This is a genomic window from Pseudomonas sp. SP16.1 (assembly GCF_052682975.1).
The window spans coordinates 5001-17908 of sequence record NZ_JBQYFZ010000001.1 but is presented as its reverse complement, the minus strand read 5'-3'; the positions used below and the strand labels follow the sequence as shown (position 1 = coordinate 17908).

The 12908-nt window shown below is 59.7% G+C and carries 11 protein-coding genes, 4 tRNA genes and 2 rRNA genes (1 of these 17 only partly in view); all 17 read right to left on the bottom strand.

The features are described 5' to 3' along the window. Positions 1-7 precede the first annotated feature (7 nt). Complete coding sequence (gene rpoB, locus ACUTAF_RS00100) at positions 8-4081, bottom strand: DNA-directed RNA polymerase subunit beta (protein WP_445578092.1); 4074 nt, start codon at positions 4079-4081, stop codon at positions 8-10. A gap of 220 nt (positions 4082-4301) precedes the next feature. After that, the gene (gene rplL, locus ACUTAF_RS00095) at positions 4302-4670 is read right to left on the bottom strand and encodes a 50S ribosomal protein L7/L12 (RefSeq protein WP_445578091.1); all 369 of its coding nucleotides are present in this window, start codon (positions 4668-4670) and stop codon (positions 4302-4304) included. An 81-nt stretch (positions 4671-4751) separates the two neighbouring features. Beyond that, positions 4752-5252 (bottom strand): 50S ribosomal protein L10, encoded by a 501-nt coding sequence (gene rplJ, locus ACUTAF_RS00090; RefSeq protein ID WP_021445869.1) that lies wholly within the window; start codon positions 5250-5252, stop codon positions 4752-4754. A gap of 213 nt (positions 5253-5465) precedes the next feature. Next, positions 5466-6161 carry a 50S ribosomal protein L1 gene (gene rplA, locus ACUTAF_RS00085; RefSeq protein WP_197855609.1) on the bottom strand — a complete coding sequence of 232 codons (696 nt, stop codon included), beginning with the start codon at positions 6159-6161 and terminating at the stop codon, positions 5466-5468. After that, on the bottom strand, positions 6161-6592 hold the full coding sequence (rplK, locus tag ACUTAF_RS00080; RefSeq protein WP_004373444.1) for a 50S ribosomal protein L11: 432 nt from the start codon (positions 6590-6592) through the stop codon (positions 6161-6163). Before rplK ends, rplA begins: the two co-directional genes overlap by 1 nt. Before the next feature lie 118 nt (positions 6593-6710). After that, positions 6711-7244, bottom strand: a complete 534-nt coding sequence (nusG, locus tag ACUTAF_RS00075) for a transcription termination/antitermination protein NusG (protein ID WP_004373446.1) — start codon at positions 7242-7244, stop codon at positions 6711-6713. A gap of 9 nt (positions 7245-7253) precedes the next feature. Beyond that, on the bottom strand, positions 7254-7622 hold the full coding sequence (gene secE / locus ACUTAF_RS00070; protein WP_445578090.1) for a preprotein translocase subunit SecE: 369 nt from the start codon (positions 7620-7622) through the stop codon (positions 7254-7256). Between the two features lie 42 nt (positions 7623-7664). After that, a tRNA-Trp gene (locus ACUTAF_RS00065) sits at positions 7665-7740 on the bottom strand. A gap of 53 nt (positions 7741-7793) precedes the next feature. Further along, positions 7794-8987, bottom strand: coding sequence for an elongation factor Tu (gene tuf / locus ACUTAF_RS00060; RefSeq protein WP_445578089.1), 1194 nt, complete (start codon positions 8985-8987; stop codon positions 7794-7796). Between the two features lie 84 nt (positions 8988-9071). Then, positions 9072-9147, bottom strand: a tRNA-Thr gene (locus tag ACUTAF_RS00055). A 26-nt stretch (positions 9148-9173) separates the two neighbouring features. Further along, positions 9174-9247: transfer RNA gene (locus tag ACUTAF_RS00050), tRNA-Gly, on the bottom strand. Positions 9248-9271: 24 nt separating this feature from the next. Then, positions 9272-9356, bottom strand: a tRNA-Tyr gene (locus ACUTAF_RS00045). 145 nt (positions 9357-9501) lie between these two features. Further along, positions 9502-10176, bottom strand: a complete 675-nt coding sequence (locus ACUTAF_RS00040) for an SPOR domain-containing protein (protein WP_445578088.1) — start codon at positions 10174-10176, stop codon at positions 9502-9504. 8 nt (positions 10177-10184) lie between these two features. Further along, on the bottom strand, positions 10185-10934 hold the full coding sequence (locus ACUTAF_RS00035; protein ID WP_445578087.1) for a pantothenate kinase: 750 nt from the start codon (positions 10932-10934) through the stop codon (positions 10185-10187). Next, complete coding sequence (birA, locus tag ACUTAF_RS00030; protein ID WP_445578086.1) at positions 10924-11889, bottom strand: bifunctional biotin--[acetyl-CoA-carboxylase] ligase/biotin operon repressor BirA; 966 nt, start codon at positions 11887-11889, stop codon at positions 10924-10926. The genes ACUTAF_RS00035 and birA overlap by 11 nt, the downstream gene beginning before the upstream one ends. Before the next feature lie 287 nt (positions 11890-12176). After that, positions 12177-12292 (bottom strand): 5S ribosomal RNA (rrf, locus tag ACUTAF_RS00025). A gap of 156 nt (positions 12293-12448) precedes the next feature. Then, a 23S ribosomal RNA gene (locus ACUTAF_RS00020) occupies positions 12449-12908 on the bottom strand; it runs 2432 nt beyond the window's last position.

Below are 12908 nucleotides of genomic sequence, written 5' to 3'. Positions count from 1 at the left end.
CGTCGTGTTATTCGGTTTCCAGATCGATATCGATGCCGAGCGAACGGATCTCTTTGATCAACACGTTGAAGGACTCGGGCATGCCCGGCTCCATGCGGTGATCGCCATCCACGATGTTCTTGTACATCTTGGTACGGCCGTTCACGTCGTCCGACTTCACGGTCAGCATTTCCTGCAGGGTGTAGGCGGCGCCGTAGGCTTCCAGCGCCCAGACCTCCATCTCCCCGAAACGCTGACCACCGAACTGCGCCTTACCACCCAGCGGCTGCTGGGTAACCAGGCTGTAGGAACCAGTGGAACGCGCGTGCATCTTGTCGTCCACCAGGTGGTTCAGTTTGAGCATGTACATGTAGCCGACGGTGGTCGGGCGCTCGAACTGGTTGCCGGTACGGCCATCGAACAGGCGCATCTGGCCGCTTTCCGGCAGATCGGCCAGCTTCAGCATGGCCTTGATCTCGGTTTCCTTGGCTCCGTCGAACACGGCAGTCGCCATCGGCACGCCGCCCTTGAGGTTCTTCGCCAGCTCGAGGATCTCGTTGTCGGAGAACTCTTCGAGGTTTTCCTGACGACCACCGATTTCGTTGTAGATCTCGGTGAGGAACTTGCGCAGTTCGGCAACCTTGCGCTGCTCTTCGAGCATGCGGTTGATCTTCTCGCCCAGGCCCTTGGCCGCGAGGCCCAGGTGGGTTTCGAGGATCTGCCCGACGTTCATACGCGAGGGTACGCCCAGCGGGTTCAGTACGATGTCCACCGGCGTGCCGTTGGCGTCATGCGGCATGTCTTCGACCGGCATGATCACCGAGACCACACCCTTGTTACCGTGACGACCGGCCATCTTGTCACCCGGCTGGATGCGACGGCGGATGGCCAGGTAGACCTTGACGATCTTCAGTACGCCCGGCGCCAGGTCATCGCCCTGCTGCAGCTTGCGCTTCTTGTCTTCGAACTTGTCGTCGAGCATCTGACGGCGGTCAGAGATGTAGGCCTGGGCCTTCTCCAGCTGCTCGTTCAGCGCGTCGTCGGCCATGCGCAGCTTGAACCACTGACCCCGCTCGAGGCCGTCGAGGAACTCGTCGGTGATCACCGCGCCTTTCTTCAGGCCGGCGCCGCCTTCGGCAGTCGCGCCAACCAGAGCGGAACGCAGACGCTCGAAGGTCGCGCCTTCGACGATGCGGAACTCCTCGTTGAGGTCCTTGCGAATCTCGTCGAGCTGCATCTTCTCGATCGACAGGGCGCGCGAGTCGCGCTCCACGCCGTCACGGGTGAACACCTGCACGTCGATGACGGTACCCTTGGTGCCGGTCGGCACGCGCAGGGAAGTGTCCTTCACGTCGGATGCCTTCTCACCGAAGATCGCACGCAGCAGCTTCTCTTCCGGAGTCAGCTGAGTCTCGCCTTTCGGGGTGACCTTGCCGACCAGGATGTCGCCCGGGCCGACTTCGGCACCCACATAAACGATACCGGCTTCGTCCAGCTTGTTCAGCGCGGCCTCACCGACGTTCGGGATGTCCGAAGAGATTTCCTCTGGGCCGAGCTTGGTGTCACGCGCCACACAGGTCAGTTCCTGGATGTGGATGGTGGTGAAGCGGTCTTCCTGAACCACGCGCTCGGACAGGCAGATGGAGTCTTCGAAGTTGAAGCCGTTCCACGGCATGAACGCCACGCGCATGTTCTGACCCAGCGCCAGTTCACCCATGTCGGTGGACGGGCCGTCGGCCATGATGTCGCCACGCGCAACCTGATCGCCCTTGCTCACCAGCGGACGCTGGTTGATGCAGGTATTCTGGTTGGAGCGGGTGTACTTGGTCAGGTTGTAGATGTCGACACCGGCTTCACCGGTTTCGACTTCGTCATCGTTGACCCGTACCACGATGCGGCTGGCGTCGACCGAGTCGATCACACCGCCACGGCGAGCCACGACGCAGACGCCGGAGTCACGGGCGACGTTGCGCTCCATGCCGGTGCCGACCAGCGGCTTGTCGGCGCGCAGGGTCGGCACGGCCTGACGCTGCATGTTCGAGCCCATGAGTGCACGGTTGGCGTCGTCGTGCTCGAGGAACGGAATCAACGAGGCTGCGACGGAGACCACCTGCTTCGGCGAAACGTCCATGAGGGTGACGTCTTCCGGCGCCTTCACGGTGAATTCGTTGAGGTGACGCACGGCCACCAGTTCGTCGATCAGCTGGTTCTTGTCGTTCATCAGGGCCGAGGCCTGGGCGATCACGTGATCGGCTTCTTCGATGGCGGACAGGAACACGATCTCGTCGGTGACCAGGGTGTCCTTCACCACGCGGTACGGGCTCTCGAGGAAACCGTACTGGTTGGTGCGGGCGTAGGCCGCCAGCGAGTTGATCAGACCGATGTTCGGACCTTCCGGGGTTTCGATCGGGCACACGCGACCGTAGTGGGTCGGGTGTACGTCGCGGACCTCGAAGCCGGCGCGCTCACGGGTCAGACCGCCCGGGCCGAGTGCGGAGACGCGGCGCTTGTGGGTGATCTCGGAGAGCGGGTTGTTCTGGTCCATGAACTGCGAGAGCTGGCTGGAACCGAAGAACTCCTTCACCGCCGCCGCAACCGGCTTGGCATTGATCAGGTCCTGCGGCATCAGGCCTTCACTTTCGGCCATCGACAGGCGTTCCTTGACCGCGCGCTCGACACGCACCAGGCCTACGCGGAACTGGTTCTCGGCCATCTCGCCGACGCAACGCACGCGACGGTTACCCAGGTGGTCGATGTCGTCGACGATGCCTTTGCCGTTACGGATGTCGACCAGGGTCTTGAGCACGTCGACGATGTCTTCGCGGCTCAGCACGCCCGAACCTTCGATCTCGGTGCGGCCGATACGACGGTTGAACTTCATGCGGCCAACGGCGGACAGGTCGTAACGCTCGGCGCTGAAGAACAGGTTGTTGAACAGGGTCTCGGCGGCATCCTTGGTTGGCGGCTCGCCGGGACGCATCATGCGGTAGATCTCGACCAGCGCTTCCAGCTGATTGGTGGTGCTGTCGATCTTCAGGGTGTCGGAGATGAACGGACCGCAATCGATGTCGTTGGTGTACAGGGTCTCGAAGCGCACCACCCGGGCCTTGGCCATCTTGACCAGCAGGTCGGCGGTCAGCTCGGTGTTGCATTCGGCGATGATCTCGCCGGTAGCCGGGTGCACGATGGCCTTGGCGGTGGTACGGCCAATGACGTAGTCGAGCGGAACTTCCAGCTCCTTGATACCAGCCTTGTCCAGCTGGTTGATGTGGCGGGCGGTGATACGACGGCCCTGCTCCACGATCACCTTGCCGCTGGCGTCCTTGATGTCGAGGACGGCGACTTCGCCGCGCAGGCGCTGGGGCACCAGCTCCAGGCTCAGGCTTTCGTTCTTAACGTGGAACACGTTGGTGTCGTAGAAGGCGTCCAGCACCTCCTCGGTGCTGTAGCCGAGCGCGCGCAGCAGGACGGACGCCGGCAGTTTGCGGCGACGGTCGATACGCACGAACACGGCGTCCTTCGGGTCGAACTCGAAGTCCAGCCAGGAGCCGCGGTAGGGAATGATGCGAGCGGAGTACAGCAGCTTGCCGGAGCTGTGGGTCTTGCCACGGTCGTGGTCGAAGAACACACCCGGGGAGCGGTGCAGCTGGGAGACGATCACGCGCTCGGTACCGTTAATGACGAAGGTACCGTTCTCGGTCATGAGCGGAATCTCGCCCATGTACACTTCCTGCTCTTTGATGTCCTTGATCGCTTTGTTCGACGATTCTTTGTCGAAAATGATCAGGCGCACTTTCACGCGCAGCGGCACGGCGAAGGTCACGCCACGCAGGACGCACTCCTTGACGTCGAACGCCGGCTCGCCCAGGCGATAGCCGACGTATTCCAGAGCGGCGTTGCCGGAATAGCTGATGATCGGGAATACGGACTTGAAGGCCGCGTGCAGGCCGATGTCGCGGAACTGCTCCTTGCTCACTCCTTGCTGCAGGAATTCGCGGTACGAATCCAGCTGGATGGCCAGGAGGTAAGGCACATCCATGACATCCGGCAACTTGCTAAAGTCCTTGCGGATACGTTTTTTCTCAGTGTATGAGTAAGCCATCAGCGTTCCCCAGCTTGGTCACCTGCTTGTTTGGCCAGCGCCGGCGGCGATGACCAGAAAATCGTGCAAACCCTCGGTTTGCGGCCGCCTCGATAGGCGGGTCTTTCGGCCCCAGGTCGACTGCCGAACAGCCGACCTAGAACGGAAAAAGGCCGGTGGCAAAAGCCACCAGCCGTCAGCCTTACGCGAGTCGCTCGGGCTGTAGACGCAAGATGCGAACTTACTTGAGCTCGACCTTGGCGCCAGCTTCTTCCAGCTTCTTCTTGGCGTCTTCAGCAGCTTCTTTGCTCAGGCCTTCAGCGATGACCTGAGGAGCGGTGTCGACCTTCTCCTTGGCTTCCTTCAGACCCAGACCGGTCAGCTCGCGAACAGCCTTGATCACGTTCACTTTCTTGTCGCCGGCTTCGGCCAGAACGACGTTGAACTCGGTCTGCTCTTCGACTACAGCGGCAGCAGCGGCAGGGCCGGCAGCAACAGCGGCAGCGGCAGTAACGCCGAACTTCTCTTCCATTGCCTTGATCAGTTCAACAACCTGCATCACGGACATTTCGGAAACGGCGTTGATGATGTCTTCGTTGGTCAGAGCCATGACTCTAATTCCTGTATTGGGGTGACAGCCTACGCGGCCATCGAATTAAACAAATAACGTAGAAAGGGAGATGCGCCTGGATTAGGCGGCAGCGCCTTCTTTCTGGTCGCGAACAGCTGCCAGAGTACGAACGAACTTGCTGGTGGCGCCTTGCATCACGCTCATCAGCTGGGCAATAGCTTCGTTGTAGGTCGGCAGGGTAGCCAGAACGTCGATCTGATTGGCTGCGAGGAACTGGCCCTCGAACGCAGCTGCCTTGATCTCGAACTTGTCCTGACCCTTGGCGAATTCCTTGAAGATACGGGCAGCAGCGCCCGGATGTTCATTGGAGAACGCGATCAGGGTCGGGCCTTTGAACACGTCGTTGAGCACGTCGAACTGAGTGCCTTCAACGGCGCGGCGCAGCAGGGTGTTACGCACGACTTTCACGTACACACCAGCCGCACGGGCCTCTTTACGGAGTCCGGTCATTGCGCCGACGGTCACGCCACGGGCATCAGCCACGACAGCGGACAGACCGGCTTTGGCAGCCTCGTTGACTTCAGCGACGATGGCCTTCTTGTCTTCGAGTTTAATTGCCACGGGTTTACTCCTGGATGTTACCGTTTCGTCCGGCAAAGACCGGACGGCGTTTTGGTGTCTGATTCGGTAGAATCGGGAGCACCATCTGCGTAGGCTGCCGAGGATCGCTCCCCGGGTTTAAGGCTTGCGCCACCTACGGTCTTGGATAGCCCCCGCCAGGCAGGGACCCCAATCTTTCAAGGCCGGCAGCGCGCACGCCACCGACCCAATCACTTACGCGTCGAGCGAAGCCTGATCGATGACCAGACCCGGACCCATGGTGGTGCTCAGGGTCACGCGCTTGACGTAGATACCTTTGGAAGTGGACGGCTTCAGACGCTTCAGGTCAGCCAGCAGGGCTTCCACGTTCTGCTTCAGCGCGGCGGCTTCGAAGCCGACCTTGCCAACGGAGGTGTGGATGATGCCGTTCTTGTCGGTACGGAAACGTACCTGACCAGCCTTGGCGTTCTTGACGGCAGTGGCGACGTCCGGGGTAACGGTGCCGACTTTCGGGTTCGGCATCAGACCGCGCGGGCCCAGTACCTGGCCCAGCTGGCCAACGACACGCATGGCGTCCGGGGAGGCGATGACCACGTCGTAGTTCAGATCACCGGCCTTCATTTCGGCAGCCAGATCGTCCATACCAACCTTGTCAGCACCGGCAGCCAGAGCGGCTTCAGCGCCCGGACCCTGGGTGAACACGGCAACGCGTACAGTCTTGCCAGTGCCGTTCGGCAGCACGGTGGCGCCACGTACAACCTGGTCGGATTTACGCGGGTCTACGCCCAGGTTCACGGCGACGTCGAAGGACTCGGTGAACTTGACGGCAGACAGCTCGGCCAGCAGGCCGGCAGCTTCTTCGAAGGTGTAGGCCTTGCCGGCTTCAACCTTGGCCGCGATGGCCTTTTGGCGCTTGGTCAACTTAGCCATTACACACCCTCCACGTTCAGGCCCATGCTACGAGCGGAGCCGGCGATGGTGCGCACGGCCGCATCCAGGTCAGCGGCAGTCAGATCGGCCTGCTTGGTCTTGGCGATCTCTTCCAGCTGAGCACGGGTAACGGTGCCTACTTTCACGGTGTTCGGACGAGCGGAACCGCTGGTCAGGCCGGCGGCCTTCTTCAGCAGCACCGATGCCGGGGTGCTCTTGGTTTCAAAGGTGAAGCTGCGGTCGCTGTAAACGGTGATGATCACAGGGGTCGGCAGACCAGGTTCCATGCCCTGAGTCTTGGCGTTGAACGCCTTGCAGAATTCCATGATGTTCACGCCGTGCTGACCCAGAGCGGGACCCACGGGCGGCGACGGGTTTGCCTGACCGGCTTTAACCTGCAGCTTGATATAAGCCTGAATTTTCTTAGCCATTAGCTACTCCATTTTCGGGTTCGAACGCCTGACGGCTCCCCGGGTTACTTACGCATTTATCCCAGTGACGACAAAACCCCGCAGCCTAAGGCTGCGGGGTGGGGGATGCTTATGTCAGTTATGCCTTCTCGACCTGACTGAACTCCAGCTCGACCGGGGTGGAGCGACCGAAGATGGTCACAGCAACCTGGATGCGGCTTTTCTCGTAATTCACTTCTTCGACCACGCCACCGAAATCGGCGAACGGGCCATCGACCACACGCACCATCTCACCCGGCTCGAACAGCGTCTTCGGCTTGGGCTTGTCGCCGCTATCGGCAACACGGCGCAGAATGGCTTCGGCTTCTTTCTCGGTGATCGGCGCCGGCTTGTCGGCAGTACCACCGATAAAGCCCATGACACGCGGCGTATCCTTGATCAGGTGCCAAGTCGCCTCGTTCATTTCCATCTGCACCAGGACATAGCCGGGGAAGAATTTGCGCTCGCTCTTGCGCTTCTGACCATTGCGCATCTCGACCACTTCTTCAGTGGGCACGAGAATCTCGCCAAAGTCGTCTTCCATACCAGCCAGCTTGACGCGCTCGATCAGCGAGCGCATGACATGCTTCTCGTAACCCGAGTAAGCATGCACGACGTACCAACGCTTAGCCACGGGACACCCTTAACCAACAATCAGGGAAACAAGCCAACCGAGCAGGGAATCGAGCCCCCACAACAGCAACGCCATCACCAACACCACCGCCACGACGATCAGCGTGGTCTGCGTGGTTTCCTGGCGGGTCGGCCAAACAACTTTACGAATCTCGACACGCGCCTCTTTCAACAGCACCGCAAAGGCCTGACCGCGAGCAGTCTGCAGGGCAACCACACCCGCCAGGACCGCCAACACCAACAGACCGAGGACGCGATACAGAATCGGCTCCGCAGAAAAGTACTGATTACCGACCACACCCACTACAACCAGGGCAGCGACAATCAGCCACTTGACCAGATCAAAGCGAGAGTCTTTGGCTTCAGCCTTAACATTCATTCGAGAGGATCCTGTGAAAGACGTGCCAGATTCGTTAGAAAATGGCAGGTCAGGAGGGAATCGAACCCCCAACCTGCGGTTTTGGAGACCGCCGCTCTGCCAATTGAGCTACTGACCTAAATCAAAATCAGGCCGACCATTATGCCGGCCTGAGAGGAACAGATCAACCGATTACTCGATGATCTTGGCAACCACGCCGGCGCCGACGGTACGACCGCCTTCGCGGATCGCGAAGCGCAGGCCGTCTTCCATGGCGATCGGCTTGATCAGGGTGACAACCATCTTGATGTTGTCGCCCGGCATTACCATCTCAACGCCTTCCGGCAGTTCGCACGAACCAGTCACGTCGGTGGTACGGAAGTAGAACTGCGGACGGTAGCCCTTGAAGAACGGGGTGTGACGACCACCTTCTTCCTTGGACAGCACGTACACTTCAGCTTCGAACTTGGTGTGCGGCTTGATGGTGCCCGGCTTGGCCAGAACCTGACCACGCTCGACTTCATCACGCTTGGTGCCGCGCAGCAGCACGCCGCAGTTCTCGCCAGCACGACCTTCGTCCAGCAGCTTGCGGAACATTTCCACGCCGGTGCAGGTGGTCTTGGTGGTCGGACGCAGACCAACGATCTCGATTTCTTCCTGGATCTTGACGATACCACGCTCGACACGACCGGTTACCACGGTGCCGCGACCGGAGATCGAGAACACGTCTTCGATCGGCATCAGGAACGGACGATCGATGGCACGAACCGGCTCAGGGATGTAGGTATCCAGAGTCTCGACCAGCTTCTTGACGGCAGTGGTGCCCAGCTCGTTGTCGTCCTGACCGTTCAGCGCCATCAGAGCGGAGCCGATGATGATCGGGGTGTCGTCGCCCGGGAAATCGTAGGTGCTCAGCAGGTCGCGAACTTCCATCTCGACCAGCTCCAGCAGCTCGGCGTCGTCAACCATGTCGGCCTTGTTCAGGAATACGACGATGTAGGGTACGCCAACCTGACGGGACAGCAGGATGTGTTCACGGGTTTGCGGCATGGGGCCGTCGGCAGCCGAGCAGACCAGGATCGCGCCATCCATCTGGGCAGCGCCGGTGATCATGTTCTTCACGTAGTCGGCGTGGCCCGGGCAGTCAACGTGCGCGTAGTGACGAATGTTGGAGTCGTACTCTACGTGCGCAGTGTTGATGGTGATACCACGAGCCTTTTCTTCCGGGGCGCTGTCGATCTTGTCGAAATCAACGCGAGCGGAACCGAAAACCTCGGAGCACACACGGGTCAGAGCAGCGGTCAGAGTGGTTTTACCGTGGTCAACGTGACCGATGGTGCCGACGTTGACGTGCGGTTTGTTACGTTCAAATTTCTCTTTAGCCATCTTGACCGTCTCCTAGCGAAGAATTGAGCAAGCCATGCCGCCATTAAAACAAAGGCAGATACTTTCATATCTGCCTTCATTAGATGGAGCTCATGAGCGGATTTGAACCGCTGACCTCACCCTTACCAAGGGTGTGCTCTACCAGCTGAGCTACATGAGCCAAACTCTATCGCATCAACCACAAACTGGAGCGGGTAGCGGGAATCGAACCCGCATCATCAGCTTGGAAGGCTGAGGTTCTACCACTGAACTATACCCGCGGAGCTTGCAGCTCACGCTGAATCTGGTGGAGGGGGAAGGATTCGAACCTTCGAAGTCGATGACGTCAGATTTACAGTCTGATCCCTTTGGCCGCTCGGGAACCCCTCCAAAGTGAGGCGGCATTTTCTAGATCTGCCACCCTGCTGTCAAGCATTTTCTCATTTAAAATCGTGAGGTTAGCTACTTTGACAACATCTCCGTCGGGAACCATCAATGACCACCCTGCGAAGCGGGCGCCATTCTATGCAAAGTATTAAGGCAATGCAACGCCTTCGCATGGCATTATTTGATGCTGCAAACCAGCGAAATCACCTGCCAGGCGACCGAGCAGAAACTCGTCGGCAAGACGCCGGCTTTCCGGAGCCACGCGCACCCAGAAGCTACGGTGCGCCCGCGACAACTCCCGCATCTGCGGCTCATAACCCACCTCACGCAAGCGCTGCATGACGCTGTCTGCGGAATCACTACGTGCGAATATGCCCAACGAAATACCGTTAGCCAGATCGCCCTGCGTAATGATGTAGCTATCGATACGCCGTGCCTGCAGTTCACGCAACTGCCGCAACGAGGCCTGCCGCGATGCCAGCGGCGGTAGATAAACCCAGTATTCGACACCGGCCGCAGCATCAACACCACGCACCTGCGCCCGGATATCCAGACTGAGCAACCGCTGCTCCACCTCCCTGGCCTGCGATTCATCATCGAAACTGCCCAGGAACAGGCAGACTGTCGATGCCGCCCCCTCAACCCCTGCCTCACTGGGACGGGCGGGCGGCGATTCAGCCTCGCTGAGCAGACGAATATCCCTACGCGCCCCCTGATAGGAGCTGACCGGCGCCACTTCCTTGGCACGCAATGGCAGCTGTTGCTGATGCCAAACGTAATAAAAGACGTTGAGCAGAACGAGCAGAAGTAGCATCCAACGCATGCCGCGCCTCAATTCAACGGACAGGCAATCGCCAGCCCGACAAAGACCAGATCGGGAACGACCTGCGCGCCCGGCACCACATCCCGCACCAGCTCGGCATCTCCCCCTGTCAGAAAAACCTCGAAACCCTCAGGAAAGCGCGCCTGCGCCTCAGCGAACTGGGCAGCGACAAAGCCTCTCAGCATCAATAAACAGCCACGCTCCACCGCCTGCGCCGTGGTGCGCCCGGGCTCCAGCTCCTGCAGGGCCGCCACGGCCGCCTGCATGTCATAGCGAATACGTCGCGTGTGAGTACTCAGTTGGTCACGCATCAGGGGCAGACCAGGACAGATAAAACCACCAAGATGGACGCCATCGCTCGAGATCCAATCAGCGGTGACCGCCGTCCCTAGATCCAGCACCAAACAAGCGCGCTGTCCGAGATGATAGGCGCCCAGCACAGCTAACCAGCGATCGAGCCCCAGCCGCTGATAGTCTTCATAACCGTTGCGTACCGACCCGACCTGCCTGGCCGACTGCACGCAGTCAACCTTGACGTCATAGGTTGCACGCAGCTCGTCTATCAGCTGGGCGGTTTCCGCATCGCTGCGCACGCTCACCAGCCGGCAGCGATCAATGCGCGGATTCGGCAACGCAGCCAGGTCGGCAAACAAGCGTGCATCGGAGTCGACGATCCCGGCGCCGACCCGCCCAAGACCGTCCGCGCCGATCACCCGCCATTTGATGAAACTGTTGCCACAGTCGAGCTCAAGAATCATCGCGCAACCTCAAGCTCAGCTCACCACCACTAAACGCGCGCTCGACCCCATCGACATTCAGACAGATAGCGCCTCGTTCATCCACTCCGAGCACCACGCCAAGAGTGACATGATCGCCCGCCGTCAACGCCGCCGAGCGCCCTCGCCACAGATGGAGCAACTCCCACTCGTCGCGCAAACCGGCGAAACCGTGCTGCAAGTGGCGAGACAGATACCCACCCAACTGACGCAGCAGCATCCCCGCCAGCAGGTTTCGATCGATCGCCGCTCCGAGACATCGACGCATGGATGTCCAGGGCTGATCGATACCCCCCGAATCATCGAGCGCCATGTTCACGTTGACGCCAATGCCGACCACCACGTGACAGACATCGGCCGGGTCACCAGAAAGCTCCAACAGGACGCCTGCGATCTTTTGTCCGTCGACCAGTACATCATTGGGCCACTTGAGCCCGGCCGACTCCAGACCGCAGGCCTGCAATGTACGCGCAACCGCCAGCCCAACGGTCAAACTCAACGCCTCTACTTGGCGCATACCGCCATCCACGCGCAGTGCCAGGCTGCAATAGAGGTTCTCTGCGAAAGGACTCGCCCAGCTACGCCCGCGCCGACCACGCCCTGCGGTCTGCCGCTCGGCAAGCACAACGAAAGGAGCCCCTCGGCCGCCATCGAGGCGGCGCAACACCTCAGCATTGGTCGAGTCGATAGCGGCCAACACGGCGACCGGCCAGCCCAGAACCGCCGTCTCTCGCTCGATTATCTCGGAATCCAGCAAGATCATGGGCGACGCCAAACGATATCCCCTGCCCGGCACCTTGAATATGTCGATACCGAATTCGGATTCCAGACCCTGCAACTGTTTCCAGATGGCACTACGACTCACCCCCAGCGCTGCCCCCAAGGCCTCACCGGAGTGAAAACGCCCATCCTGCAAAAGTTTCAACAATTCCAGCATGCCAGGCCCCGCCACGAACAAGGGTGGAATGATAACGACGAGCCCACGACTTGCATAGAAAAGGCCCGTAGATCACCGCCTCACATCACTTTTCGCGCACAAAGAACAAACCCCGGCCTCTTGCTGCGACCGGGGTTATGCATTGAAGTTTGATGCATGGCCAGACTGGCACCCCGGTGACTTGCATCCCGGTGGTCTGCGCTTCGGGACGCTCACCGCCGAGCGGGTTTTCTTCGCGCAAAAGAGAACGCCCTGATCAGAGACCTGATCAGGGCGTTCGTATAGGAGCTTGACGATGACCTACTCTCACATGGTGAAGCACCACACTACCATCGGCGATGCGTCGTTTCACTTCTGAGTTCGGGATGGGATCAGGTGGTTCCAACGCTCTATGGTCGTCAAGCAATTTGTTGCTGTCTCGGGGTTAACCGCTACAGCGAATTGGGTATGTGACAGTCGTTTGGCATAGGCCGCAGGCCTGTAGCTCTCGCAAATTTTCGGTTTGTCGACTTCACCATCGACACCCTCTGCTGTCAGCAGCAGATTGTTTGGGTGTTATATGGTCAAGCCTCACGGGCAATTAGTACAGGTTAGCTCAACGCCTCACAGCGCTTACACACCCTGCCTATCAACGTCGTAGTCTTCGACGGCCCTTCAGGGAGCTCAAGGCTCCAGTGAGATCTCATCTTGAGGCAAGTTTCCCGCTTAGATGCTTTCAGCGGTTATCTTTTCCGAACATAGCTACCCGGCAGTGCCACTGGCGTGACAACCGGAACACCAGAGGTTCGTCCAACCCGGTCCTCTCGTACTAAGGTCAGCCCCTCTCAAATCTCAAACGTCCACGGCAGATAGGGACCGAACTGTCTCACGACGTTCTAAACCCAGCTCGCGTACCACTTTAAATGGCGAACAGCCATACCCTTGGGACCGGCTTCAGCCCCAGGATGTGATGAGCCGACATCGAGGTGCCAAACACCGCCGTCGATATGAACTCTTGGGCGGTATCAGCCTGTTATCCC

What these genes read in the sequence shown, in the direction of transcription:
- rplK (WP_004373444.1), bottom strand. Translation starts at nt 6,592, where the DNA reads ATGGCTAAGAAAATTCAGGCTTATATCAAGCTGCAGGTTAAAGCCGGT.
- secE (WP_445578090.1), bottom strand. Translation starts at nt 7,622, where the DNA reads ATGAATGTTAAGGCTGAAGCCAAAGACTCTCGCTTTGATCTGGTCAAG.
- birA (WP_445578086.1), bottom strand. Translation starts at nt 11,889, where the DNA reads ATGCTGGAATTGTTGAAACTTTTGCAGGATGGGCGTTTTCACTCCGGT.
- rplL (WP_445578091.1), bottom strand. Translation starts at nt 4,670, where the DNA reads ATGGCTCTGACCAACGAAGACATCATCAACGCCGTTTCCGAAATGTCC.
- ACUTAF_RS00040 (WP_445578088.1), bottom strand. Translation starts at nt 10,176, where the DNA reads ATGCGTTGGATGCTACTTCTGCTCGTTCTGCTCAACGTCTTTTATTAC.
- rpoB (WP_445578092.1), bottom strand. Translation starts at nt 4,081, where the DNA reads ATGGCTTACTCATACACTGAGAAAAAACGTATCCGCAAGGACTTTAGC.
- rplA (WP_197855609.1), bottom strand. Translation starts at nt 6,161, where the DNA reads ATGGCTAAGTTGACCAAGCGCCAAAAGGCCATCGCGGCCAAGGTTGAA.
- tuf (WP_445578089.1), bottom strand. Translation starts at nt 8,987, where the DNA reads ATGGCTAAAGAGAAATTTGAACGTAACAAACCGCACGTCAACGTCGGC.
- ACUTAF_RS00035 (WP_445578087.1), bottom strand. Translation starts at nt 10,934, where the DNA reads ATGATTCTTGAGCTCGACTGTGGCAACAGTTTCATCAAATGGCGGGTG.